Source organism: Enterobacter sp. JJBC (genome assembly GCF_036936505.1).
GTDB classification, from domain to species: Bacteria; Pseudomonadota; Gammaproteobacteria; order Enterobacterales; family Enterobacteriaceae; genus Enterobacter; species Enterobacter hormaechei_C.
Genome location: NZ_CP136935.1, coordinates 2,469,418 through 2,495,633, shown reverse-complemented (window position 1 = coordinate 2,495,633; position 26,216 = coordinate 2,469,418). Strand labels below are relative to the sequence as shown.

General features: G+C 57.1%; 23 protein-coding genes and 1 pseudogene. 14 read left to right on the top strand and 10 right to left on the bottom strand.

All coding sequences use genetic code 11. The features are described 5' to 3' along the window. Positions 1-52 precede the first annotated feature (52 nt). The 11 genes and pseudogenes from RY075_RS12055 to RY075_RS12005 all read left to right on the top strand — a co-directional run bounded on the left by RY075_RS12055 (position 53) and on the right by RY075_RS12005 (position 10,534). Positions 53-1,054, top strand: coding sequence for an MsnO8 family LLM class oxidoreductase (locus RY075_RS12055; RefSeq protein WP_058647904.1), 1,002 nt, complete (start codon positions 53-55; stop codon positions 1,052-1,054). Further along, positions 1,051-2,172: an amidohydrolase gene (locus tag RY075_RS12050; protein ID WP_045894447.1), complete on the top strand. Its 1,122-nt coding sequence runs from the start codon at positions 1,051-1,053 to the stop codon at positions 2,170-2,172. Before RY075_RS12055 ends, RY075_RS12050 begins: the two co-directional genes overlap by 4 nt. A 16-nt stretch (positions 2,173-2,188) precedes the next feature. Beyond that, positions 2,189-4,452 (top strand): annotated as a pseudogene (locus RY075_RS12045) (NtaA/DmoA family FMN-dependent monooxygenase). Between the two features lie 9 nt (positions 4,453-4,461). Next, the gene (locus tag RY075_RS12040) at positions 4,462-4,971 is read left to right on the top strand and encodes a GNAT family N-acetyltransferase (protein WP_023324690.1); all 510 of its coding nucleotides are present in this window, start codon (positions 4,462-4,464) and stop codon (positions 4,969-4,971) included. A gap of 9 nt (positions 4,972-4,980) precedes the next feature. Next, positions 4,981-5,907, top strand: a complete 927-nt coding sequence (locus tag RY075_RS12035) for an amino acid ABC transporter permease (protein WP_023324689.1) — start codon at positions 4,981-4,983, stop codon at positions 5,905-5,907. Then, on the top strand, positions 5,891-6,664 hold the full coding sequence (locus RY075_RS12030; RefSeq protein ID WP_023324688.1) for an amino acid ABC transporter ATP-binding protein: 774 nt from the start codon (positions 5,891-5,893) through the stop codon (positions 6,662-6,664). Before RY075_RS12035 ends, RY075_RS12030 begins: the two co-directional genes overlap by 17 nt. Positions 6,665-6,673: 9 nt before the next feature. Further along, positions 6,674-7,561: a transporter substrate-binding domain-containing protein gene (locus RY075_RS12025; RefSeq protein ID WP_003857009.1), complete on the top strand. Its 888-nt coding sequence runs from the start codon at positions 6,674-6,676 to the stop codon at positions 7,559-7,561. A 166-nt stretch (positions 7,562-7,727) separates the two neighbouring features. Next, complete coding sequence (locus RY075_RS12020; protein ID WP_022651235.1) at positions 7,728-8,345, top strand: glutathione S-transferase family protein; 618 nt, start codon at positions 7,728-7,730, stop codon at positions 8,343-8,345. Between the two features lie 37 nt (positions 8,346-8,382). Next, complete coding sequence (gene pptA / locus RY075_RS12015; RefSeq protein ID WP_003857012.1) at positions 8,383-8,613, top strand: tautomerase PptA; 231 nt, start codon at positions 8,383-8,385, stop codon at positions 8,611-8,613. Positions 8,614-8,799: 186 nt separating this feature from the next. After that, positions 8,800-9,801, top strand: coding sequence for a Kdo(2)-lipid IV(A) acyltransferase (locus RY075_RS12010; RefSeq protein WP_045333075.1), 1,002 nt, complete (start codon positions 8,800-8,802; stop codon positions 9,799-9,801). Between the two features lie 91 nt (positions 9,802-9,892). Next, positions 9,893-10,534, top strand: a complete 642-nt coding sequence (locus RY075_RS12005) for a DNA-binding protein (protein ID WP_003857016.1) — start codon at positions 9,893-9,895, stop codon at positions 10,532-10,534. On the opposite strand, the gene RY075_RS12000 is transcribed toward RY075_RS12005, so the two are convergent. Further along, positions 10,527-10,826: a helix-turn-helix domain-containing protein gene (locus RY075_RS12000; RefSeq protein ID WP_000612740.1), complete on the bottom strand. Its 300-nt coding sequence runs from the start codon at positions 10,824-10,826 to the stop codon at positions 10,527-10,529. The two genes, RY075_RS12005 and RY075_RS12000, sit on opposite strands and share 8 nt — an antisense overlap. Before the next feature lie 161 nt (positions 10,827-10,987). On the opposite strand from RY075_RS12000, the gene fusA reads away from it, so the two are divergent. Then, positions 10,988-13,090, top strand: coding sequence for an elongation factor G (gene fusA / locus RY075_RS11995; RefSeq protein ID WP_045342985.1), 2,103 nt, complete (start codon positions 10,988-10,990; stop codon positions 13,088-13,090). Positions 13,091-13,157: 67 nt separating this feature from the next. Here fusA and RY075_RS11990 read toward each other — a convergent pair whose 3' ends face one another. The 3 genes from RY075_RS11990 to RY075_RS11980 form a co-directional block, all read right to left on the bottom strand. After that, positions 13,158-13,583: a DUF3828 domain-containing protein gene (locus RY075_RS11990; RefSeq protein ID WP_003857021.1), complete on the bottom strand. Its 426-nt coding sequence runs from the start codon at positions 13,581-13,583 to the stop codon at positions 13,158-13,160. Then, positions 13,583-13,945: a hypothetical protein gene (locus tag RY075_RS11985; protein WP_038416106.1), complete on the bottom strand. Its 363-nt coding sequence runs from the start codon at positions 13,943-13,945 to the stop codon at positions 13,583-13,585. The genes RY075_RS11990 and RY075_RS11985 overlap by 1 nt, the downstream gene beginning before the upstream one ends. A gap of 125 nt (positions 13,946-14,070) precedes the next feature. Beyond that, complete coding sequence (locus tag RY075_RS11980) at positions 14,071-14,643, bottom strand: flavin reductase family protein (protein ID WP_045333073.1); 573 nt, start codon at positions 14,641-14,643, stop codon at positions 14,071-14,073. 105 nt (positions 14,644-14,748) lie between these two features. On the opposite strand from RY075_RS11980, the gene nhoA reads away from it, so the two are divergent. Beyond that, the gene (gene nhoA, locus RY075_RS11975) at positions 14,749-15,594 is read left to right on the top strand and encodes an N-hydroxyarylamine O-acetyltransferase (RefSeq protein WP_003857025.1); all 846 of its coding nucleotides are present in this window, start codon (positions 14,749-14,751) and stop codon (positions 15,592-15,594) included. 79 nt (positions 15,595-15,673) lie between these two features. On the opposite strand, the gene narI is transcribed toward nhoA, so the two are convergent. From narI to RY075_RS11945, 6 genes are all read right to left on the bottom strand, one after another. Further along, positions 15,674-16,354 (bottom strand): respiratory nitrate reductase subunit gamma, encoded by a 681-nt coding sequence (gene narI / locus RY075_RS11970; RefSeq protein ID WP_003857027.1) that lies wholly within the window; start codon positions 16,352-16,354, stop codon positions 15,674-15,676. Then, the gene (narW, locus tag RY075_RS11965; RefSeq protein WP_022651230.1) at positions 16,351-17,046 is read right to left on the bottom strand and encodes a nitrate reductase molybdenum cofactor assembly chaperone; all 696 of its coding nucleotides are present in this window, start codon (positions 17,044-17,046) and stop codon (positions 16,351-16,353) included. The genes narI and narW overlap by 4 nt, the downstream gene beginning before the upstream one ends. Continuing rightward, complete coding sequence (narH, locus tag RY075_RS11960; RefSeq protein ID WP_003857031.1) at positions 17,046-18,590, bottom strand: nitrate reductase subunit beta; 1,545 nt, start codon at positions 18,588-18,590, stop codon at positions 17,046-17,048. The genes narW and narH overlap by 1 nt, the downstream gene beginning before the upstream one ends. Next, the gene (locus tag RY075_RS11955; protein ID WP_211989022.1) at positions 18,587-22,327 is read right to left on the bottom strand and encodes a nitrate reductase subunit alpha; all 3,741 of its coding nucleotides are present in this window, start codon (positions 22,325-22,327) and stop codon (positions 18,587-18,589) included. The genes narH and RY075_RS11955 overlap by 4 nt, the downstream gene beginning before the upstream one ends. Before the next feature lie 67 nt (positions 22,328-22,394). After that, positions 22,395-23,780 (bottom strand): NarK family nitrate/nitrite MFS transporter, encoded by a 1,386-nt coding sequence (locus tag RY075_RS11950; RefSeq protein WP_003857034.1) that lies wholly within the window; start codon positions 23,778-23,780, stop codon positions 22,395-22,397. A 211-nt stretch (positions 23,781-23,991) separates the two neighbouring features. Further along, positions 23,992-24,567, bottom strand: coding sequence for a TetR family transcriptional regulator (locus RY075_RS11945; RefSeq protein ID WP_003857036.1), 576 nt, complete (start codon positions 24,565-24,567; stop codon positions 23,992-23,994). Positions 24,568-24,683: 116 nt separating this feature from the next. On the opposite strand from RY075_RS11945, the gene RY075_RS11940 reads away from it, so the two are divergent. Continuing rightward, entirely contained in the window at positions 24,684-26,174 is a 1,491-nt protein-coding gene (locus RY075_RS11940; protein WP_003857038.1) for an MFS transporter, read from the top strand. Positions 26,175-26,216 lie beyond the last annotated feature (42 nt).

Sequence of the window (26,216 nt, the reverse complement as noted above, 5' to 3'; positions counted from 1 at the left end):
GTGAAATCCGCCTTTAATAATGACGACATGTTAAGTCAAACGAGAACGCAACATGTCATGGCGAATCAGCATTCTGGATAAAAGCCCTGTCGCAGAACACGAAACAGCCGCCGATGCGCTGGCGCGAACCTTAGCACTGGCGCAGCAGGCAGAAACGCTGGGTTATCACCGCTTCTGGATTGCCGAACACCACAATACCCCGCAGCTTGCCAGCCCCTCGCCGGAGCTGCTTATTGCCTGGATCCTCGGGCAAACAAAGCGTATTCGCGTGGGCTCAGGCGGCGTCATGCTGCAACATTACAGCCCCTACAAAGTCGCCGAAAATTTTAACGTACTGGCCGCCATTGCGCCGGGCCGGGTTGATCTGGGCGTTGGCAAAGCGCCCGGCGGTCTGCCGCTCTCTACCCGCGCCTTGCAGTACGGCCTAAATCCGCAGGAAAAAGGCAGCTTTGCGGACCAACTGACGCAGCTTGATCGCTGGATCCGCCCTGAAAATCAGTCAGCGGAGGAGGACGTTCGCGCCACCCCGCTGCCGCCGGTGCCTGCCCGAGGATTTCTGCTGGGCGCCAGTACCGAAAGCGCGCTGCTGGCGGCCTCCCTCGACTGGCATTTTGTCTTTGCCGCCCATCTGAATGGTGATCCTGAGCTGCTGCGCGAGGTCGTCACAGCCTGGCGTCAACACAGCGTCCGGGAGGTGATTGTGGCCGTGCAGGTCATTGTTGCCCCAACCCAGGCTGAGGCCGATGCGCTGGCGCAGAAGGTTGAAGTGTGGGGCGTGGAGCTGGCAAACGGACAGCGCGTCACCGTCGCCAGCGAAGAACAGGCCTACGCCTTTGCGCGGCAGGCGGGGAGTGAACCGGTGCGCATTGCGCGTCGGGCGCAGTCTCTGCTGGCCGGAACGGCGGCGTCGGTGCTTGAACAGCTCAACGCGCTGCATCAGCAGTGGGGGATTGACGAATTTATCATCGACACGCCGGTCGCTGATGGCGCAACGCGCGTGCAGTCCCTGCGACTGCTGGCCGAGGCGCGTCTTAACAGGGAGGTTACCGTATGAGCATTAGCGAACAACTGATTGCCTGGCGCCGTGAGCTGCACCAGAACCCTGAGCTGTCCGGTCAGGAGGTCGAAACAACGGCCCGCCTGCGCGAGTGGCTGACGGCAGCCGGGATTGCACCGCTGCCTTACGATCTCCAGACCGGGCTGGTTGCGGAGATCGGCACGGGCAACGCACTGGTTGCGCTGCGCGCCGATATCGACGCGTTACCCATCGACGAGCGCAGCGGGGTGCCGTTTAGCTCCCGGCGTGCCGGGGTGATGCATGCCTGCGGACACGACATTCACACCAGCGTGATCCTCGGCGCCGCGCTAAAGCTGAAAGAGCGGGAAGCCTCGCTTAACGGTCGCGTGCGGATCCTGTTCCAGCCTGCGGAAGAAAATTTCGGCGGAGCGAAAAGCATGGTGCGGGCCGGGGCGTTACGCGACGTACGCGCGATTTTCGGAATGCATAACGAGCCTTCACTGCCGGTCGGCGAGTTTGCCACGCGCGGCGGCCCGTTCTATGCCAACGTCGATCGCTTCGTTATTCACGTGACCGGCAAAGGCGCGCATGCCGCACGTCCCCATGAAGGCAACGACGCCATCGTGCTGGCAAGCCAGCTGGTAACCGCGCTGCAAAGCGTAGCCAGCCGTAACGTCAATACGCTGGATTCGGTTGTTCTGAGCGTGACGCGCATCGCCGGGGGGAATACCTGGAATGTGCTGCCGGAAAGCGTTGAGCTGGAGGGCACGCTGCGCACGCACCGCACGGAAGTGCAGCAGAACGTGAAAGCGCGCGTCGGTGAAATCGCCGCCGGATTTGCCAGCGCCTTTAGCGCGCAGATCAACATCACCTGGTACGCCGGGCCCACCGCGCTGGTGAACGATGAGCACTGGGCCGTGTTTGCCACCTCGGTCGCGCGCGAAGCGGGATATGAAACCCGGCATGCGGAACTGCACATGGGCGGGGAGGATTTCGCGGTCTATCTGCAAAACATACCCGGCGCGTTTGTCAGCATTGGCAGCAACAGTCCGTTTGGGTTACATCACCCGGCATTTAACCCGGACGAAGCATTAATCGAACCCGCTGCCCGCTATTTTGCTCAGCTCGCGGAAAAAGCCCTGCAACACGTTTAATTAATTTGAGGTGAATATGACTGCACATCGTCAATTGCGGCTGGGGACCATTTTGCATGGTGCATCCGGTAATATGTCTGCCTGGCGCCATCCCGCGGCGGTCGCGGATGCCAGCATTAATTTTGATTTCGTTAAAGAAACGGCTTTAAAAGCAGAAGAGGGCAAGCTCGACTTTATATTTGTGGCCGACGGCCTTTATATTAACGAGAAATCCATTCCGCATTTTTTAAACCGCTTTGAGCCGCTGACGGTGTTGTCCGCGCTGGCGAGTATCACCTCGCGCCTGGGGCTGGTCGGCACGTTATCCACCTCGTACAGCGAGCCTTTCACCGTTGCACGCCAGTTCGCCAGCCTCGATCACCTGAGCAACGGACGCGCGGGCTGGAACGTGGTGACGTCACCGCTGGAAGGGTCAGCGAAGAACTTCTCACGTGAAAAACACCCGGAGCATGCGCTGCGCTACCGCATTGCCGATGAGTATCTCGACGTGGTGAAGGGGCTGTGGGATTCCTGGGAAGGGGATGCCTTTATCCGCAATAAAGAGAGCGGACAGTTCTTTGATGCGTCGAAACTGCATACTCTTGATCACCACGGTGATTTCTTCCAGGTTTCCGGCCCGCTGAATATTGGCCGCACGCCGCAGGGACGTCCGATAGTCTTTCAGGCTGGTGCGTCCGACGACGGTAAAAAGCTGGCGGCAAAACACGCTGACGCCATCTTTACCCACCATGACACGCGGGGAGAAGCCCAGGCTTTTTACCGCGATGTTAAACAGCAGCTGGAAAGTCACGGCCGTCGCGCAGAGGATTTACATATATTCCAGGGCGTCAGCGTGATTGTTGGAAACGACGCCGATGACGTAGAAAACCAGTATCAAACTACGGCGGCACTGGTCTCCATTAATGATGCGCTGAATTACCTCGGACGATATTTCGAGCATCACGACTTCAGCCAGTATCCCCTCGACGCGCCGTTCCCGGATATTGGCGATTTGGGCAAAAACAGCTTTCGCAGCACCACCGATGAAATCAAGCGTAACGCCCGTGAGCGGAACTTAACTCTGCGTCAGGTCGCGCTGGAAGCCGCATCGCCGCGCCCGCGTTTTTCCGGCACACCGGAGCAGGTGGCCGATGGTTTACAGGCCTGGTTCGAAGAGAAGGCGGCGGATGGCTTCATCATTCAGGGCGGCACGCCGGACACCTTTCCGCGCTTTGTCGACCAGGTGGTGCCCGTTTTACAGGCGCGCGGCCTGTTCCGCACCGACTATCCCGGCACCACGCTGCGCGAAAGTCTGGGCTTAGACGAGCCCAAAAATCAGTTCACACAACAATAAAAGAGAAAAACGCTATGCAGAAATCATCGCTTATTCTGGCGCTTGCGCTGGCCTTTACCCCTGCCGTCTGGGCAGAGAACGTCAATATTAACGGCACCGGCGTGAGCATTGAGGCCAATAAAACGCCGATCAATACCGCCAAAAACAGCGATGCGATCGCGCAACTGCCGAAAGACTATCGCTTTGCCGTGCCGGGGAAATTTACCGTGGCGGTGGCGGGACTGAATCAACCGCCGCTGACGGTCTTTTCCGACGACAACAAAACTCTGCTGGGAAGTGAGGTCGACATTGCGCGTCTGGTAGCGGACAGCCTCGGACTGGAGCTGAACGTGGTGCCCACCTCTTGGGAGGACTGGCCGCTGGGGGTTGCCTCCGGGAAATACGACGCGGCTATCAGCAACATCACCGTCACTAAAGCGCGCAAAGAGAAGTTCGACTTCGCCACCTACCGCAAGGATTCACTTGGCTTCTACGTGAAATCCACCAGTCCGATCAACTCGCTTGTGAAGGCAGAGGATATCGCCGGGCTGCGCATCATCGTAGGTTCCGGCACCAACCAGGAGGCCATCCTGCTGGCATGGAACGAAGAGAACCTCAAAAAAGGGCTTAAACCCTTTACGCCGATATACACCAAAGACGACGCGGCCCAAACGCTGGCGCTTCAGTCCGGACGCGCGGACGCCTACTTTGGCCCGAACGTGATCGGTGCCTGGAAAGCGGCGCTTAACGGTAAAACCAAACTGGTCGGCAGCGTCGACGGCGGCTGGCCGAAGGCGGCGCATATCGCGGTGACGCTGAAAAAAGGCAGCGGCCTGGTCGAACCGGTTCAAACCGCGCTGAACGGCGCGATCAAGAACGGAGATTACGACAAAGTGCTGAACCGCTGGGGGGAAGGCGTGGAGCGTATCTCCAGTTCCGAAGTTAACCCGGCGGGTCTGGGCGATTAAGGAGGCGCTATGCGCGAACAATTTCGTGACGTTTCGCCGGAAGATGCCGATCTTCAGCCCATTATCGAGGGGCTTTTTGGTGAATACGCCGCTCGTTACGGCGACTACTTTTCAAAGGATGCGGAAGTCGAGCTGACAGAGTGGTACCTGGCGCCGCAGGGGCTGTTTATCGTTCTGGAGCGCGATGGCGAGATCATCGCCACCGGGGCGTATAAGCCCTTCGACGAACATACCGCAGAGATCAAACGTATCTGGACGAATAAAACGCTGCGCCAGCAGGGGCTGGCCGCGCGCGTGATACAGGAGCTGGAGCGCCGGGCGGTGCTGGCGGGCTACAGCCACATCTACCTGACCACGGGGTTTCGTCAGCCGGAGGCGGTGCGGCTCTATCTCAGCCAGGGGTATCAGCCGCAGTTCGATCTCAACCGCGACCCGGAAGAGTACAGCCAGCCGCCGTTCGACGGTCGGCTGCGTTTCACCAAGACGCTGATCCGCGAAGCGCTCAGCAAAACCGCATAAGGAGCGACGATGAGCAACGTTGAAACCATAAAAGTGGTCCCGGCACGTTATCCGCTGCGCGCTGCTGGCGCCGTGGTGGCGCTGTTTGTGCTGGCGGTCGTGATTCAGTCCGTGGCTTTTAATCCGCGCTGGGAGTGGGCGGTATTTGCCCGCTGGTTCTTCGACCCGGTGATCCTCGAAGGCGTCGGCCAGACGCTGCTGCTGACGTTGATAAGCACCGTACTGAGCGTGGTGATTGGCGGCATGCTGGCGCTGGCGCGGCTCTCGTCATCATGGCTGTTGAGCAGCCTGGCGTGGGGTTACATCTGGCTGTTCCGATCGCTGCCGCTGATCGTGGTGCTGATTATCCTCTATAACTTCTCCTATCTCTACGACACGCTCTCTCTCGGCGTGCCTTTTACCGACATTACCTGGGGCAGCTTTGAAACCATCAACGTTCTCGGGCAGTTTTCTACCGCCATCGTGGGGCTGACGCTGGTGCAGAGCGCCTATACTGCGGAGATCATTCGCGGGGGCTTCCTTGGGGTCGACCACGGTCAGTATGAGGCGGCCGCTGCGCTAGGTCTGCCGGCGTGGCGTCGCACCGTGCGCATAATTCTCCCGCAGGCACTGCGCACCATCCTGCCGTCCGGGTTTAACGAAATTATCAGCCTCGCCAAAGGGACGGCGATGGTGTACGTGCTGGCGATGCCGGAACTGTTCTACACGATCCAGATGATCTACAACCGCACCCAGGAGGTGATCCCGCTGTTGATGGTGGGGGCCGTCTGGTATCTGGTGATCACCACCGTACTGTCTGCCATCCAGCATGTTATTGAGCGTGGACTCGCCCGCAGCGAGCGCCGCTCCGCCGTAAACCAGAACCGGGCGGCGAGTCGCTCGCGTTCGGTCACCACTTCGCCAGCACAGGAGCCTGTTCATGCAAGCCTCTCCTGAAGGTCACATTTCCATTACCGGCGTCAGTAAGTTTTTTGGCCGACATAAAGCGCTCGATAACGTCACGCTTGAGATCCCGCCGGGCTCCGTGACGGTGATCCTCGGCCCCTCTGGATCGGGAAAATCGACGCTGCTGCGCGCCATTAACCATCTGGAGCGCGTAGACGAAGGCTTTATTCAGATTGACGGGGATTACATCGGCTATCGCCGTCAGGGTGACAAACTCTACGAACTCAAAGAGAAAGAGATCCTCAAACAGCGCGTCAACGTTGGGTACGTGTTTCAGAACTTCAATCTTTTTCCGCATCTCACGGTGCTGGAAAACCTGATTGAAGCACCCATCGCGCATAAAAAGTTCAGTAAAAAAGAGGCTGTTGAAAACGCCTACAGCCTGCTGGATGTGGTAGGACTGCGCGATAAAGCCGATGCCTGGTCGCGTCACCTCTCCGGCGGCCAGCAGCAGCGTATCGCCATTGCCCGCGCGCTGGCGCTGCGCCCGCGCGTGATGCTGTTTGATGAACCAACCTCGGCGCTGGATCCGGAACTGGTTGGCGAAGTGCTGGACGTGATTAAAAAACTCGCCCGTTCCGGCACTACGCTGGTGGTGGTCACCCATGAGATCGGCTTTGCCCGGGAAGTGGCGGACCAGGTGGTATTTATGGTCGACGGTAAAATTGTGGAGCAGGGCAGCAGCGATGACGTTTTAAACCGACCGTCTCATCCGCGAACGCGCCAGTTCCTCTCAAAAGTGCTGTAAGGAGCGCAGATGAAATATGGACTCCTGGCGGGGCTGGTCTTCACGACGGCGAGCCACGCCAGCATTGATTTAAAGGCCAACGAACAGCCGCTGCCGGTGACGGTTGATCAACAGGCAGTGGCGAAAATCCCGGCGAACTATAAATTTGTTGAGCCGGGTACCCTCACGGTGGCGATTTCAGCCCTGAATTCTCCGCCGCTTGCGCTGCTGGCCAGTGATAACCGCACCCGTATTGGCAGCGACCCGGATATCGCCCGGTTGCTGGCGGGCAGTCTGGGGCTGAAGCTGAAGCTGGTGCCAACGGCGTGGGAAGACTGGCCGCTGGGGATCACTTCCGGGCGCTATGACGTGGCGTTGGTGAATATCGCCGTCACCGAGCAACGTAAGGAGAAGTTCGATTTTGCGACCTATCGCGTCGATTCCCTGGCATTCTCGGTGAAATCCACCAGCAACGTACAGTCGATCACCAGTGCGAAAGATCTGGCCGGGAAAAAGGTGATTGTCGGGTCTGGCACCAATCAGGAGCGTATTCTGCTGGGCTGGAACGAAGAGAATAAAAAGGCCGGGCGCGAGCCTGCGTTGCCGGTTTACCTGACCGACGACGCCTCAGGCAATCTTTATATTCAGTCCGGCAGGGCGGATGTGTTCTTTGGACCGCAGTCCGTTTCGGCCTATAAAGCCGCGTTAACCGGCAAAACCCGCGTCGTGGGTTTAGGCCCGAAGAAAGCCTATGTCGCCACCACAACCAAAAAAGGTAATGGGCTGGTGTATGCGTTGCAGGCTGCGCTGGACGGTGCGATTAAGCGCGGGGAGTATCAAAAGGTGCTGGCGCGCTGGGGGGAAGCGGGCGAAGCGGTGACGTCTTCAGACGTTAATCCGCCCGGGATAACCTACTAATGGTGCTCTATACCCTAAATAATTCGAGTTGCAGGAAGGCGGCAAGGGAACGAATCCCCGGGAGCGTACATAAGTACGTGACTGGGGTGAGTGAATGCAGCCAACGCACCTGCAACTTGAAGTATGACGGGTATACACTTAGGGTTTTCATCCCTGAGGGGGCAACATGATCAAACTCTATGGCGTACCTGGCTGGGGATCGGCAATCAGTGAAGTGATGCTGACTCTGGCAGACATCCCGTATCAGTTCGTCAACGTGGACGGGTTTGACCAGCCCGGCCCGCAGCGCGAATTGCTGTTGAAACTGAACCCGCTGTGCCAGGTGCCGACGCTGGAGCTGGAAAACGGGGCGATCGTGACGGAAACCGCGGCGATCGCCCTGATGGTGCTCGACAGACGTCCCGACCTCGCGCCGCCCGTTGGGCAGGCCGAGCGCCAGCAGTTTCAGCGCCTGCTCATCTGGTTTGTGGCGAACGTCTATCCCACCTTTACGTATGCAGATTACCCGGAACGCTGGGTTCCTGATGCCCCGGAACAGTTGAAGAAAAACTGCATTGAGTACCGAAAATCGCTTTATCTGTGGTTCGACAGCCAGCTCAGCGCCTCGCCGTTTGCGTTTGGCAAACAGCTGACGCTGCTTGACGTCTATATTGCCGTTGCGCGTACCTGGGGTCCACGCCATGAGTGGTTTGCCACCAACACGCCTAATTTTACCGCCGTCGCGGATGCCGTCTGCGCGCTGCCGGAACTGCACAAGGTGCTAAAAGCTAACGATATAATCTGATAACGTGGAACGCTCACCTATAAAAGGAGCCCTGCCCATGCCACACGTTGATATCAAATGTTTTCCACGCGATCTGACTGACGAACAAAAAACGGCCCTGGCGGCGGATATCGCCGAAGCGATCGCCCGCCACCTGAACAGCAAAGATCGCTCAATCTCCGTGGCGCTTCAGGAGGTTCAGGAAGCTGACTGGAAGGCGCAGGTCTGGGATACCGAGATCGGCCCGAAACTGGATGAACTGATTAAGAAGCCCGGCTATTCGATGTAACTTGCCTGCCGGGTGGTGCAATTTCACCCGGCGATCCCCACTTTTATTCCCTTTCGCAAAAATCGATAATAAAAACCATAACGATTCCGCTACAATTCATCCTTCCGAACAATATTCGTTAAATCAGCAGGTAAGCACTGCAACTGCACCAGATTAAGTACAAATAAGTAAAAGGATAATTTTTCCATGACAAAATTACCTCAGTTTTCACTCGCCTTTATTCATCCTCGTTACTGGCTCAGCTGGGCAGGCATTGCCGCGCTCTGGTGCACGGTTCAGCTTCCGTACCCGCTGCTGTTGAAAACAGGTCACAGGCTTGGGCGTCTGGCTATGCGCCTGCTTCCACGCCGCTTGGAGATCGCCAGACGAAATCTTGAGCTTTGCTTTCCTGATATGAAAGAGGACGAGCGCGAGCGTTTACTTGAGCGTAATTTTGAATCGGTTGGAATGGGCGTCATCGAAACCGGGATAGCGTGGTTCTGGCCTAACTGGCGCGTGCGGAAACACTTCAGCGTGACCGGCTACGAACATATGGAACAGGCGCGGGCGCAAGGTAGGGGCGTGGTGCTCATTGGCATGCATTTTCTCACGCTGGAATTAGGCGCACGCATCTTTGGCATGCTCAACGCGGGTATTGGTGTGTATCGTCCCAACAATAATGCGTTGCTCGACTGGCTGCAAACGCGCGGTCGTCTGCGTTCCAATAAAACCATGCTTGACCGCTATGACCTGAAGGGCATGATCCGCGCACTGAAGCAAAACGAGATCCTGTGGTATGCCCCGGACCACGACTATGGCAAAACGAATAGCGTGTTTGTGCCGTTTTTTGCCGTCCCGGACGCCGCGACAACTGCCGGGAGCTACATGCTGGTGAAAAGTGCCAGACCGGCTGTGATCCCGTTTGTACCGCGCCGAAAAGCAGATGGCACAGGGTATGAGCTGCTTATTCTGGAAGATATCAGCGATACCTTGCAGGGAGGCGATAAAGCGTCGGTGGCCACGCAAATGAACAGAGCGATTGAGCGCGCCGTGATGATGGCGCCTGAGCAATATATGTGGCTGCATCGCCGGTTCAAAACCCGCCCTGAAGGCCAGCCGGACCGGTATAAACGCAAAAAACAGGTCGCGTCTACTGCAAGAACCTTATCTGCCAGCGATATTTCGGACCGGTCGAGTATCCAGCAGTAGTCGGTCAGGGCGGGTGCCGGTGCGCTCCGCCCTTTATAAATCCTGCCGCGCTGGATAGAATTACCGCATCCACATTGACGGGATGCCCCACATGACCGGAAGAGTCGATTATCATCTTGAAAAATACCTCCTTACCGAAGCCGGCGAGCCCGAACGTTTGACGCGCCAGTGGGCCGAGGTGATGCGCGAGTGTCATGACCAGAAATCCGGGGCAGAAGAGCGGCTGCGTCTCGCGCTGCTGAACGTGGATTATGTGACCAGCTTTGAGCTTCCCTTCCGGTTACTTCTTACCCGTTCACCGCAGCTGATTGATGGCATCAGAAATGAGTTCCAGCTCAGTCAAAAAAATGTCCTGTTCAACGGCAAGCGGTTTGGCTGCGTTTACAGCCTTAAACAGGATTTGAACGGCATACCAGATGAATTTACCTACCACCTGAAGACCCGTATTCAGCGGATCGATGCGTCCGGTGGTTCGGAAGTGCCTTACCGGCAAATCGCTCAGCAGGTGAAAGCCCCCCGCGAGCGCCTCCAGCTGGCGCTGGAACAGGGGCTTGCGGTCACCGCGCTTGACGGGCTTTTCTGGTTTGGCCTCCAGCGCATAGCCGCCGACGTGCAGCGGTTAAGGAAGACCGGGATGAGAATAGTGACGTCCGATACGGAGGTGTTCGACACCTTTACCGGAACAACACGGCGCATTCCGGTTTATCGTCTTGAGGACGCTGCCGCTACTTAGCCTGGAGCAGGATCGCCAGCAGTCCCGGAAAGCGGGCGTCCAGATCCTCTCTTCTCAGTGAGATCATATTCTCGCGCCCCTGCGGGCGCTGCCAGATCACGCCGCTGTCGCGCAGCACGCGCCAGTGGTGAGTCATAGTGGATTTCACCACCTCTTCCGGGCGCAGCGCGTTACAGCTCAGTTCGCTGCCGTCGGCCAGCCTGCGAATAATCGCTAATCGCAGCGGGTTGCCGAGGGCGAACAGCACATTTTCCAACACTATTTGTTCAGGTTCCGGGTGGTTTGGGATCATCGTTTTCCTGCGTCTCGCGTGAGATTGAGCTATATCAACAATAGGTCAACCGTTAAAAAATAGTTCGATAATACTCGTACAATGGGACTATTATAACAAACGAACGAATACGCGACCATCCCGGTCGTCACAAACCAGTCTTGAAGACTTAAGGAAATAACATGCCCCGACCCATTCCACTCGAACGTTATCGCAACATCGGTATCTCCGCGCATATCGATGCGGGCAAAACAACCACCACTGAGCGCATCCTGTTTTACACCGGGATGAGCCACAAGCTGGGTGAAGTACACGATGGCGCGGCAACCACCGACTGGATGGCGCAGGAGCAGGAGCGCGGGATCACCATTACGTCGGCGGCGGTAAGCTGTTTCTGGCCTGGTATGGACAGAGGCTTTGAACCGCACCGCATCAATATTATCGACACCCCCGGGCACGTGGATTTCACCATTGAGGTGGAACGTTCCATGCGTGTGCTCGACGGCGCGGTAATGGTCTATGACTCCGTCGGTGGCGTGCAGCCGCAGTCGGAAACCGTCTGGCGTCAGGCGAATAAATATCATGTTCCGCGTCTGGCATTCGTCAACAAAATGGACCGCCCGGGCGCAGATTTCTTCCGCGTGGTGCGGATGATGCAGGAGCGGCTGAAAGCCAATCCTGTCCCGATTGTGATCCCCGTGGGGGCAGAAGAACACTTCACCGGCGTGGTGGATCTCATCAAGATGCGCACCATTTTGTGGGACGATGCGACGCAGGGCATGGCATTTAGCTACGCGCCGGTGCCTGACGATCTGCTGAGTACCGCCCAGACGTGGCGAGAAAAAATGGTCTCGTCTGCGGCAGAAGCCAGCGATGAGCTTATGGATAAGTATCTTGAGACGGGCGAACTGGATGAAGCGGAAATCATCAAAGGACTGCGGATCCGGACTATCTCCGGTGAAATACAGCCCATGCTGTGCGGCAGCGCTTTCAAGAACAAGGGCGTGCAGCGCATGCTCGACGCGGTGATTGAATTGATGCCGTCTCCACTGGACGTGCCCGCTATTGATGGGGTAGACGAAGACGGACAGCACGCCGAGCGCCACCCAAGCGATGATGAACCGTTCTCGGCGCTGGCCTTCAAGCTGATGAGCGATCCGTACGTCGGCCAGCTGACCTTCATCCGCGTCTATTCCGGCATACTGCGTAAAGGCGACGCGGTGTACAACCCGGTGAAGGGCAAGAAAGAGCGTATCGGGCGCATCGTGCTGATGCATGCCAACGATCGCCATGAGGTGGACGAGCTGCGCGCAGGGGATATCGCAGCCTGTGTCGGGCTGAAAGACGTCACCACCGGTGACACGCTGACCGACCCGAATGCGGTGATCACCCTTGAACGGATGGAGTTCCCGGACCCGGTTATTTCGCTTGCGATTGAGCCGAAAACCAAGGCCGATCAGGAGAAAATGGGGATCGCTCTACAGCGCCTGGCGGCGGAAGATCCGTCGTTCCGCCTGCACACGGACGAAGAGTCCGGTCAGACGATTATCTCCGGGATGGGCGAGCTGCATCTGGAGATCATCGTCGACCGCATGAAGCGCGAGTTTGGCGTTGAGGCGAACATTGGTCGTCCGCAGGTCACCTACCGTGAAACCCTGCGTAAAGCGGTGAAAGATATAGAAGGTAAATTTGTCCGACAGTCCGGCGGGAAAGGGCAGTACGGTCATGTGGTCCTGAGCCTTGAGCCGTTAGCAGCCGGGAGTGGTTTTGTGTTTGAAGATGCCACCAAAGGCGGGGTGGTGCCGCGGGAGTACATCCCGTCGGTGGAAAAAGGGTTGCGAGAAGCCATGAATACGGGTGTGCTGGCGGGCTATCCGGTGGTGGATGTGAAAGCGACCCTGACGTTTGGTTCTTACCATGACGTTGACTCCTCGGAGATGGCCTTCCGCATGGCGGCGATCCTCGGCTTCAAAGAGGGCGCACGGCGGGCGGACCCGGTTATTCTTGAGCCGGTCATGCACGTTGAGGTGGAAACGCCGGAAGAGTATGCCGGGAACATTATGGGCGATCTCTCCTCCCGTCGCGGCCTGGTGCAGGGGATGGCAGAGCAGTACGGCAGCCAGATTATTCGCGCTGACGTCCCGCTGGCTGAGATGTTTGGTTATGCCACCACGCTGCGCTCGATGTCCCAGGGGCGCGCGACGTATACGATGGAATTCCATCATTTTGCGGAAGCTCCGCGGAATGTGGCGGAAGAGATCATTGCGAAGCGTGTGAAGAGTTAATTAATTGCACATGGTAGTCATTTGGCTACCATGTGTTTTTATTATTGCGACAGAGATTTTATGCCTGTTACTTAATTAGCGTCGCCGATCGCACTTTCCATTTTCCTTGCTCTTCAACGAGACAATCTGCAATAACATGATCTTGCTTCTTACCAAATGCGACATAGACGTTTGTGCAAACGGCGTCAAAATCAGAATGTAAGACGGTTATCTGATTCCAGTCATCATCCCAGTCCTGCGCTTTGATAAACATATCCGCATCGGGCATATCTTTATCGTTACTGTCGCCAGAGTACATTTCTTTAATTGCTGCAATGGTCCCTGAGGCTACGTACTCGTTCATAATGTCTGGATTGAGTACGGGTGGTTTGTTCTGATCTAACTGCGCTATATACCATTGATTGAATTTAAGTGCCGCCTGACCCGGTGCATAAATATTTTCTGCGGCCGCGAGCGGAGACAGGGCGAAAAGTAAAAAGTAGAGTGGTTTCATTAATCATGCCTGAACAGTTCGTAATGAGGTTGTATGTTGCGGTAAGCCTGCCCAGGATACATGGTGCGTTGCACAAAATCGCTGATCCACTGTTGACCATCGTATATACAAACGTGACCGCTATCATGACCAACTATATTTTGGATAACTGCGACGTCACCAGCATGGGGTTGATCATATACCAGGTGAAAGCCTGCATTGACTAATGTGCGCCCCATATCTTTTGCCAGACGCGTGTTGGGGATTTTTAATCGACCACCCGCTCTGATCGCTTCTGTTACGTAACGAGCACAATAACCCGTGCTGCTGGGTTGCGCGTGTGATTTCGCATATGATATTGCGCCATCTTTGTTCCATGACATGGATATTTTCTTTACGAAAGATTGTTTATGCAACAGCTTCTGAAATATCCTCCGTTTAACATCGTCATGATAAACATAAAATGCCATAGAAATTTTATATAATTCATATGGGTATAATTAAAAAATCATTCCAGCGCCTTCACCATTTTCCCGCTCGCGACAAACGTACCCGCTCCCATGTGATGCAACGTATTCAGCTTATCCCCGTCAAACTGCCAGCGTCCGGCGACAAATGCGCGTTCATCCGCCGCGGCGGAAACCACTTCGCCAAACAGAGTGTCATATTTCTCTGCCGCAGAGGTGACAGGTAATAACCTGCACTCCATCCAAGCCAGACATTTCTCTTCTATAACCGGCAGGTCAAGCTCAGGGCCATAAATAACCGGGATCCCGTAGCAGTTAAATTTATCCTCGTCGCGCCCGCTGACGCTGCCGACCGCCCAGGTCCAGTTGGCTGCCGCCACGCCGGGGATCACAATGCCGAATTTCCCGCTGCGTTCGATCAACTCCCGTGACCACGCGCTTTTGTCTACCACAATCGCGATACGCGGGGGTTCAAATTCCACCGGCATAGACCATGCGGCGGCCATGACATTGCGACGATCGATGGTCTCATCCCGGCTGGTGATGAGCACGGTTGGACCGTGATTCAGAAGGCGGCTGGCGTGACGTAATTCAACAGGGCGAAAGTGGCTCATAGGATCTCCTCGTGTACACGATGAGTATGACGAAAAAGCACTTTTACGCATATGCAAAAGGGAAAATAGTTTATAAACAGGGGATATCACCTCCTGGAGCAAATCATGTCCCCATTTCTGAGTGCTTATTTTGCCCGCACGGGCTGGCAGCAGCCCGTACAGGTTAATATCGATACCCTGCGGGGGCTGCATTTACACCATAACTGCGCGATCCCCTTCGAAAATATCGACGTCGTTTTGCCGCGGGAAATCCATCTGGACGACGGGTGTCTGGTGGATAAACTGGTCACCGCACGTCGAGGGGGGTATTGCTTCGAGCAAAACGGCTTGTTTGAGCGGGTATTGCGCGAAGTCGGGTTTACGGTGCGCAGCGTGCTGGGGCGGGTTGTGCTGGCTAATCCGTCGCAGATGCCGCCGCGTACGCACCGGTTGCTGCTGGTTGAGCTGAACGGCGAGCGCTGGATCGCCGATGTGGGATTTGGCGGACAAACGCTGACGGCACCGATTCGTTTGATCGCCAACGAGGAACAGGAAACCCCGCACGGGCGTTATCGTTTGCTGAGCGAGGGTAACGACTGGATACTGCAATTCCGCCATCACGACCACTGGCAGTCGATGTATCATTTTGACCTGGCGACCCAGTACTTCAACGATTACGTGATGGGAAACTTCTGGTCGGCGCACTGGCCGCAGTCCCATTTCCGTCATCACCTGCTGATGTGTCGCCACCTGCCGGACGGGGGCAAGCTAACGCTGACCAACTTTAATTTTACCCACTGGCAGAACGGTCATGTGGAAGAGCAGATCCATTTGCCGGATGCGGAGGCGCTGTATCAGCTGATGCAGGCGCGGTTTGGCCTGGGCGTTGATGACCCGAAGCACGGCTTTACCCTGGCAGAGCTGACGGCCGTGATGGCGGGGTTTGATACGCATCCGCAGGCGGGGAAATAGCCCGGTGGCGGCTACGCCTTACCGGGCCTACGGGAGTGTGAACGTAGGTGGAATAAGGCGTAGCCGCCACCCGACAAAATTAACGGCGCGATCTCACAACCTGATAGCGACGGGTAAAATACTCAAACGGCGCGCTCCACACGTGCACCAGGCGGGTGAACGGGAAGATAAGGAAGATCGTCATCCCCAGCACCAGATGCACGCGGAAGATCGGCGCGACGCCGCTCAGCATTTCCGACGAGCCTCCCTTGAACGTCACGATCCCCTGCGCCCAGCCGACCAGCTTCATCATCTCGCTTCCGTCAGGATACTGGGCGGAGAAAGGAATGGTCGACAGCCCAAGGATGCACTGAAGCAGCAGGATACTCATGATGATAATATCCGGCGTGGTGGACGTGGCACGTACCCGCTGGTTGAACAGGCGGCGGATCAGCAGCATAGAGCCGCCAATCAGCGTTAGCACCCCGCAAATGCCCCCCGCAATCATGGCTAACTGCTGTTTAACCGCGATGGGTAAAAACCAGGCGTACATCCAGTGCGGGGTTAACATGCCGAACAGGTGCCCGAAGAAGATCCCCAGAATGCCGATATGAAACAGGTTCGAAGCCCAGTTCATCCCGCGCTTGCTGAGCATCTGGCTCGACGAGGCGCGCCAGGTGTACTGCCCGTAGTCGTAGCGCAGCCAGCTGCCAAGGAAAAAGACGGTGGCGCAGATGTACGGATAAATGTCATAGAAAAACACGTTCAGGTAATGAGTCATTTTGGGCCTCCGGCGCTGACGTCCACGTACTGCGGCGCGACGTCCTGGCTAAAGCGTCGTTGATATTGCTGCATCGGCGAACTGTCGCACGATGTGGCGTTGTCTTCGATAAACTTGACCTGTTCCTCTTCCCACACGGCGTCCAGCGCCTGACGGGTATCATCCCGTTTTTCACCGGATACCTGTTTCGCCACGCTGTCGCTGGAAAGCCGTGTTTCCGCCAGCGACAGCAGGGCGTCAAACAGCTGGTAATGCGCGACCTCGCGCTGTTTCAGGCGGCCTCCAATCAGCGCCAGTATAGGCGCGACGTTTTGCAGCCCTTCACGTGCCTCGTCGTCGCTGACGATACTGAGATATTCCAGATAGAGCGGCAGATAGTCCGGCAGCTCGCGGCAATCCAGCTCCAGCCCGGCTTTCTCATACTGGCTCATCAGGTCGACCATCGCCTGACCGCGATCGCGCGACTCGGCGTGAACGTGCTCGAACAGCAGCAGCGACGTTGCGCGTCCCCGCTCGAAGACTTCACACCATTCGGCCTGCTTATCCAGCAGCGGGGCGCTCAGGTGCTGCTGCGCAAACGGCAGCAGCATGGGCGCATCCTGTTCCACCAGGGAAAGCGCTTCGTCACGGTTTTCCCACAGCAGCTCATCGGGATACTCAATGAGCAGCGCGATGATTTTGAGGATTTGCATTACTCTCCCTCCCCGTGATCGCGCACTTCGGTGATGTTGATCGCGTCGATGCGGCTGCTGTTGAAGAGGTTGAATTTTGTGTCGGAGCCGTGACAGCCGTCGCCGAAGGTGAAGCCGCAGCCGTTTTTCTCCGGGAAAGCGTCGCGTGCCATTTCGCGGTGGCTGGTGGGGATCACGAAGCGGTCTTCGTAGTTGGCAATCGCCAGATAGCGGTACATCTCTTCAACCTGCGCTTCGGTCAGGCCGACCTCTTCAATGGCGCGGGTATCGGTCACGCCTTCCACGGTCTGGGAGCGCTTGTAGTGACGCATTGCCATCATGCGCTTCAGGGCGCGCAGCACCGGGCCGGTATCGCCCGCGCTGAGCATGTTTGCCAGGTACTGCACCGGGATGCGCAGGCTTTCTACCGCAGGCAGTACGCCGTCGCTCTGCGGCAGACCACCCGCGTCCGCGTAGGACTGAATCGGTGACAGCGGCGGCACATACCAGACCATCGGCAGGGTGCGGTATTCCGGGTGTAGCGGCAGGGCGAGCTTCCAGTCCATCGCCATTTTGTAAACCGGGGAACGCTGCGCTGCGTCGATGACGTTCTGCGGGATGCCCTGCTTCAGGGCTTCTTCAATCACCGCCGGATCGTTCGGGTTAAGGAACACGTCGCACTGGCGCTCATACAGATCGGTTTCATGCTCGGTGCTGGCCGCCTCTTCAATGCGGTCTGCGTCATACAGCAGCACCCCGAGATAGCGGATGCGTCCGACGCAGGTTTCCGAGCAGACAGTCGGCTGGCCGGACTCGATGCGCGGATAGCAGAAGATGCACTTCTCTGACTTGCCGCTTTTCCAGTTGAAGTAGATTTTTTTGTACGGACAGCCGCTAATGCACAGACGCCAGCCGCGGCATTTGTCCTGGTCGATCAGCACAATGCCGTCCTCTTCGCGCTTGTAAATTGCACCGCTCGGGCAGGTGGCGACGCAGCTCGGGTTCAGGCAGTGCTCGCACAGGCGCGGCAGGTACATCATGAAGGTGTTTTCGAACTGGCCGTACATCTCTTTCTGGATCTTCTGAAAGTTTCGATCGCGGGCGCGTTTTTCGAACTCGCCGCCCAGCAGCTCCTCCCAGTTTGGTCCCCAGACGATCTTATCCATCCGCTTACCGTCGATCAGCGAACGTGGGCGGGCGGTAGGGAGGTGATCCCCCTCCGGGGCGCGGTGCAGATCCTGGTAATCGAAGGTGAAAGGTTCATAGTAATCGTCAATCTGCGGCAACACGGGGTTGGCGAAAATTTTCGACAGGACGCCCATTTTTCCGCCGAGGCGTGGGGTCAGCTTGCCGTGAATACCGCGGATCCAGCCGCCTTGCCACTCATCCTGATCTTCCCAGTTTTTCGGATAGCCGATGCCGGGTTTGGTTTCGACGTTATTAAACCACGCGTACTCCATCCCTTCGCGCCCGGTCCAGACGTTCTTACAGGTGACCGAGCAGGTGTGGCAGCCAATACATTTATCGAGATTCAGTACCATGCCAACCTGTGAGCGTATTTTCATTTTTTCGCCTCCTGTACCTGATCCCGACCTTCGCCGTCCAGCCAGTTAATGTTTTTCATTTTGCGGATCATGATGAACTCGTCGCGGTTCGAGCCGACGGTGCCGTAATAGTTGAAACTGTACGCCAGCTGCGCGTAGCCGCCGATCATGTGGGTCGGTTTCGGGCAGACGCGGGTAACCGAGTTGTGGATCCCGCCGCGCCGTCCGGTTACTTCTGAACCCGGAATGTTCAGGATTCGCTCCTGAGCGTGGTACATCATGGTCATGCCCGGCGGCACGCGCTGGCTGACCACCGCGCGGGCGGTGAGGGCGCCGTTGGCGTTGAAGGCTTCAATCCAGTCATTGTCCTCAATGCCCAGCTCGCGCGCGTCGGTTTCGCTGATCCAGACGATGGGCCCGCCGCGCGACAGGGTCTGCATCAGCAGGTTTTCGCTGTAGGTGGAGTGAATGCCCCATTTCTGGTGCGGCGTCAGAAAGTTCAGCGCTTTTTCAGGGAAGCCGTTCGGCGGGATCTCGCGCATATGGGTGACGCTGCGGGTATCAATCGGCGGACGATAAGCCACCAGACTCTCCCCGAAGGCGCGCATCCAGGCATGATCCTGATACAGCTGCTGGCGGCCGGAAATCGTGCGCCACGGGATCAGCTCGTGAACGTTGGTATAGCCTGCGTTATACGACACGTGCTCGCTCTCAAGGCCGGACCACGTTGGGCTGGAGATAATTTTGCGCGGCTGCGCCTGAATATCGCGGAAGCGGATTTTCTCGTCTTCTTTGTTCAGCGCCAGATGGGTGTGATCGCGCCCGGTCAGTTCGCCGAGGGCCTCCCAGGCTTTGACCGCGACTTGACCGTTGGTTTCCGGCGCAAGAGCCAGGATCACCTCTGAAGCATCAATGGCGGTCTCGATGCGCGGACGGCCTTTCGCCGGGCCGTCGGGCTTGACGTAGTTGAGCTTGCCGAGGAAATCGACCTCATTCTGGGTGTTCCACGATATGCCTTTTCCGCCGTTGCCGAGCGTGTCCAGCAGCGGGCCAAGCGCCGTAAAGCGCTCGTAGGTTTCCGGATAGTTGCGCTCGACGACTGCAATGTTTGGCGCGGTTTTGCCGGGGATCAGATCGCACTCGCCTTTGCGCCAGTCCAGAATATCAAAAGGCTGCGACAGCTCCCCCGGGGAGTCATGCTGTAGCGGCTGTAGCACCACGTCAGTTTCGGTGCCAAGATGCCCGACGCACACTTCAGAGAAGACTTTGGCGATGCCCTTGTAAATCTCCCAATCGCTGCGGGACTCCCACGCCGGGTCAACGGCGGCGGAGAGCGGGTGAATAAACGGATGCATGTCCGAGGTATTCATATCGTCTTTTTCATACCAGGTGGCGGTGGGCAGGACGATATCCGAGAACAGGCAGGTGCTGGACATACGGAAATCAAGCGTCACCAGCAGATCCAGCTTGCCCTCAATGGCGGCGGTTTGCCATTCCACTTCCTCAGGCTTCACATCGTCCGTTGAGCCTAAATCCTCACCCTGAATACCGCTCTCGGTGCCAAGCAGGTATTTCAGCATGTATTCATGGCCTTTCCCGGACGAACCGAGCAGGTTAGAACGCCAGACGAACAGGTTGCGCGGGTGGTTCTTGCCGTTGTCCGGCTGTTCGCAGGCGAAGCGAATATCACCCGATTTTAACGCCTGTACGGTGTAATCCTGCGGCGACATCCCGGCGGCGTCGGCGCGAGCTTTCACGTGCAGCGGGTTGAGGTTGAGCTGCGGCGCGGAAGGGAGCCAGCCCATACGCTCGGCGCGGACGTTGAAATCAATCAGATGACCGGTAAACTTCGATGCGTCTGCAAGGGGAGAAAGCAATTCCCTTGCGGTGAGCTTCTCATAGCGCCACTGGCTGGCGTGGTTGTAAAAGTACGATGTGCTGTTCATCTGGCGCGGCGGACGGTTCCAGTCCAGCGCGAAGGCCAGCGGCAGCCAGCCGGTTTGCGGGCGCAGCTTTTCCTGGCCGACATAGTGCGACCAGCCGCCGCCGCTCTGCCCGACGCAGCCGCAGAAGACCAGCATGTTGATCATCCCGCGGTAGTTCATGTCCATGTGGTACCAGTGGTTCACACCGGCCCCGAGAATGATCATCGACCGTCCGTGGGTCTTATGCGCCGTGTCGGCAAATTCACGGGCGATTTTTTCTATCAGATAAGCGGGGACGCCGGTAATTTGTTCGCCCCAGGCCGGGGTGTAGGCTTTTATCTCGGCGTAGTTTGTCGCCGCGTTACTGTCTTCCAGACCGCGATCGAGGCCGTAGTTTGCGAGCACCAGATCGTACACGCTAACCACGCGTCTCTGGCTGCCGTCGGCCAGCGTCAGGGTTTTACTCGGTACTCGGCGAGTCAGCACCGGCTCCTGCTTCACGCTGCGGAAATGCGGGTTCTCGTTGCCCCCGAAGTAAGGGAAGGCCACGTCTGCCACGCTGTCGTGGGTGATGAGCAGGGAAAGCGTCAGCTCGGTTTCCTGTCCCGCGGCCAGCGACTCCAGGTTCCATTTGCCTTTTTCACCCCAGCGGAAGCCGATGGAACCATTCGGCGCCACCAGATTTCCGGCCACGTCAAAGGCGATGGTTTTCCACTCCGGATTATTGGTTTCACCCAGCCCGTCGGCCAGATCCGATGCACGCAGCATGCGGCCCGGCACCACGCGACCGTCAGCCTGTTCATCCAGCAGAACCAGCATCGGCATGTCGGTGTAGCGGCGGCAATAGTTGAGGAAGTAATCGCTCGGGTTATCAAGATGGAACTCTTTGAGGATCACATGCCCCATCGCCATGGCAAGGGCGCTGTCGGTACCCTGTTTGGGGGCCAGCCATTGGTCGCTGAGCTTTGCCACCTCCGAGAAGTCCGGCGTAATGGCGACGGTCTTGGTGCCTTTGTAACGCACTTCGGTAAAGAAGTGGGCGTCGGGGGTACGCGTCTGCGGCACGTTCGAGCCCCAGGCAATGATATAGCTGGAGTTGTACCAGTCCGCCGATTCCGGCACGTCGGTCTGTTCGCCCCAGGTCATCGGCGACGCCGGAGGCAGATCGCAATACCAGTCATAGAAGCTCAGGCAGGTGCCGCCGAGCAGGGAGAGATAGCGCGTACCGGCGGCATAAGAGACCATCGACATGGCCGGGATGGGGGAAAAACCGGCTACCCGATCCGGGCCGTAGTTTTTGATGGTCCAGACGTTGGCGGCAGCAATCAGCTGGTTAAGCTCTTTCCAGTTTGAGCGGATAAAACCGCCTTTACCGCGCGCCTTCCTGTAGCTCTGCGCTTTCTGCGTATCGTTCTGAATGGCGTCCCAGGCCAGCACCGGATCGGTATGCTGCGCCAGCGCCTCGCGCCAGAGTTCGATCAGCCGACGGCGCACCAGCGGGTATTTCAGGCGGTTGGCGCTGTAGAGATACCAGGAGTAGCTTGCGCCGCGCGGGCAGCCGCGTGGTTCGTGGTTAGGCAGGTCAGGGCGGGTACGCGGGTAGTCGGTCTGCTGGGTTTCCCAGGTCACCAGGCCATTTTTGACATAAATCTTCCAGCTACAGGAGCCGGTGCAGTTAACGCCGTGGGTGGATCGCACAATTTTATCGAACTGCCAGCGTTGACGGTAGCTGTCCTCCCAGTCGCGGTTGGTGTGGTACACCTGCCCGTGCCCATCGGCGAAACTGTCGCCTTTTGTTTTGAAGTAACGGAAGCGGTCCAACAGTTTGCTCATGACATTTCTCCTGCTTCGATAGCATGGCCGGAGGGTGAGGCATCACGCTCCGGCGAAGATGTAGTTATTATTTTTGTGAGGATTTGCGGCCGTACACCAGCCAGGTGACGAGCACGCAGACGATGTAAAACACGAGGAAGACTTTCATGGCGCCCACCGGGGATCCGGTCATCGCCAGGGATGTGCCAAAGGCTTTGGGAATAAAGAACCCGCCTACCGCACCGATGGCAGAGATAAAGCCCAGCGCGGCAGCCGTTTCGGTCACCGCTTCATGCTGTGCCTGTTCGTCGCTCCCGCCCTGTTTTTTTACGCGGTCGAGGGTGATTTGGCGAAAGATAATCGCGATCATCTGGAAGGTCGAGCCGCTGCCCAGGCCTGCGGTCAGAAACAGACCCATAAAGACCAGATAGAAGGCGATAAAACTGCCTGAACCAGACCCGGGGAGTGTCAGGAAAATCAGGGCGCTAAAGATGGCCATAAAGACGAAGTTGATCAGCGTCACCCGTACGCCGCCCAGCCTGTCTGAAATCATCCCGCCAGCCGAACGCGCCAGGGCGCCAATCAGCGGACCAAAGAAGGCGAGGTGGAGGATATTTACGTCCGGAAACTGGGTTTTCGACAGCATGGCAAAGCCTGCCGAGAAACCGATAAACGAGCCGAAGGTTGCCAGATAAAGCAGGCTCAGCAGCCAAAGGTGAAAGCGCTTAAGTACCGGAAGCTGGCTGGCAATGGATGCTTTCGAGCTGGCGATGTCGTTCATGCCAAAAAACGCCGCAAGGGTGGCCAGAATCAGCAGCGGCGCCCAGATCCACGCCGCGTTCGCCAGCCACATCGTCGAGCCATCCTCCTGGGGGACGCCATGAACGCCGAGAAAGGTAAACATCGGCAGGAAAATCACCAGCGGCGCAACCAGCTGCATCACGCTCACACCCAGGTTACCCAGCCCGCCGTTAATGCCCAGCGCGCTGCCCTGTCTGGCTTTCGGGAAGAAGAAACTGATGTTTCCCATGCTGGAAGCGAAGTTGGCGCCGGCAAAACCGCACAGCAGTGCGATGATGATAAAGACCCAGTAAGGCGTGGCGGTATTCTGGATGGCGATCCCAAGCCAGACACAGGGTACGACCAGGATAACGGTGCTTAACACGGTCCAGTAACGCCCGCCAAATATCGGCACCATAAAAGAGTAGGGGACACGCAATATCGCGCCGGAGAGAGAAGGTAATGCCGTTAGCATAAAAAGCTGATCGGTGCTGAAATTAAATCCGACCTTATTAAGGTTTACCGCAATAGCGCTAAACAACATCCAGACACAAAACGCGAGAAGCAAACACGCCACGGAAATCCACAGGTTTCTTCGTGCGATATGTTTCCCTTTATTCTCCCAAAATTGCGCATTTTCCGGTTTCCAGTTACTCAACAGATGCTGGTTACTCTTCTCGCTTTGATGTGACATATCACCCTCTTGCTTACCCAAGTGGAGAGAAAAAATTAAATAAAAACAGAAAGATACCTGTCGATAGCTTGTGGGAATTATTGGATGTTATGGGATACATCTGAAAGGATAGATAAAAAAGCGAATCCCTGAGTTTGGAATGGGAATCAGGGTTCGCTTTATGTGTTACTAATTGTAACTTTTTGCGGAAATTAATACCCCGATGGGAGTATTAAAACAATTCGAGGGAGATAAGTTTATCCAGATGCTTATTAAAGGCCGCGTCGTCCATTTCAGGCATATTTAATACGTATATGCCATCCAGGCCACATACCAGACCAATTAAACGCCAGGCGATATTTTCCGGCTGGTCAGCAAGCGTAAAGGCGTTGGCCTCCGCCCCGGCCCTGATAATCGCAACCGTTTCCTGGTGCCACATCTCCATAGTCAAAACGTAGGCGCCTTTAATATCGCTATCCCGGCTGGCGAGAATTTGCGCCTCTCGCCACAGCCGAATGTAGGGCTCAAACCCGCCGTCATCGCTGCCGAGCATGGCATGCAGGCGCTCGCGCCAGCCAGCGTTTTCGCCAACGATTTCAGCATCCAGCAAATCGCGGATTAGCCGGACAAACGCCAGCGACTTAAGCTCGCCCGCCGACGCAAAGTGGTGATGCAACTGCCCGGTGGCGACGCCCGCTTCGGTGGCGATGCGGCGCACGGTCATTGCAGCGAATCCTTCGGTCAGCGCCACGCGCATCGCGGCCTGGAGGATCTCTTCCCGCCGCTCGTCCTTGCTCAGATAACGCATAATTTCTCACTCTCAATGGCAACGAAACGAGTGTAACAAAGAGCTGGACAAGTGTTCAACTTTACGTAGGATCGCAATCTGGACATGTGTCCAGTTTTTAACTGAAAAGGAAATTTATGTTTCGTCAGTGGTTAGCGTTAGTGATTATCGTGCTGGTATATATCCCGGTGGCGATTGACGCGACGGTGCTGCACGTGGCGGCACCAACATTGAGCATGACGCTGGGTGCCAGCGGCAACGAATTGCTGTGGATTATTGATATTTACTCGCTGGTGATGGCGGGGATGGTGCTGCCGATGGGCGCGCTGGGCGATCGCATAGGTTTTAAGCGCCTGCTGATGATCGGCAGCGTGCTGTTTGGCCTGTCATCGTTAGCGGCGGCTTTTGCGCCGTCCGCGGGCTGGCTGATTGCCGCCCGCGCGTCGCTGGCGATAGGCGCGGCGATGATTATTCCGGCTACGCTTGCAGGGATCCGCACGCTGTTTATTGATGCGCGGCACCGTAATATCGCCCTCGGCGTCTGGGCTGCCGTTGGGTCGGGCGGCGCGGCGTTTGGCCCGCTGATTGGCGGCATGCTGCTGGAGCACTTTTACTGGGGTTCGGTGTTCCTGATTAATGTGCCGATCGTGCTGATGGTGGTTTCGCTTGCTGCGCGCTTTGTGCCTGCTCAGCAGGGGCGGCCCGAGCAGCCGCTCAATATCAGCCATGCCATTATGCTAATTGTGGCGATTTTACTGCTGGTCTATAGCGCCAAAACCGCCCTGAAAGGGGTGCTGTCGCCGTGGATGGTGACCATTACGCTGCTTACCGGGGCGGTGATGCTGTTTATCTTCGTCCGTATCCAGCTGCGCGCGCGCGTACCGATGATCGACATGCGTCTGTTTTGCCATCGCATTATTTTAAGCGGCGTGGTCATGGCGATGACCGCCATGATTGCGCTGGTGGGCTTTGAACTGCTGATGGCGCAGGAGTTGCAGTTTGTGCATGGTTTTACGCCGTTTGAAGCAGGGATATTTATGCTGCCGGTGATGGTGGCGAGCGGATTTAGCGGGCCGATCGCGGGTGTGCTGGTCGGGCGTCTGGGGCTGCGCATTGTCGCGGCCGGAGGCATGGGGCTAAGCGCAGTCAGTTTTATCGGCCTGTCGATGCTTGATTTCAGCACCCAACAGTGGCAGGCGTGGAGCCTGATGGTGCTGTTGGGCTTCAGTGCCGCCAGCGCACTGCTGGCATCGACGTCAGCGATCATGGCTGCCGCGCCGAAAGAGAAAGCGGCCGCCGCAGGCGCGATCGAAACCATGTCCTACGAGCTGGGCGCTGGTCTGGGGATCGCCATTTTCGGTTTGCTGTTAACCCGCAGCTTTTCGGCGTCTATTGTACTGCCGCAGGGGCTGAGCGCGTCGCTGACCGATAAAGCCTCGTCGTCCATCGGTGAAGCGATGAAGGTGGCGCAGGAGCTGACGCCGTCACTGGCCGAGCCGGTGATGACGGCGGCGAAAACTGCGTTCATCACCTCGCACAGCGTGGCCCTGGGCAGTGCGGGAGGTATGCTGCTGATTCTGGCGGTCGGGATCTGGTTTAGTCTGGCGAAGGTCGGAGGGCAGCAGTAATAAAAAAGGCCAGCCGCGAGGGCTGGCCTTTTGAACTAACAG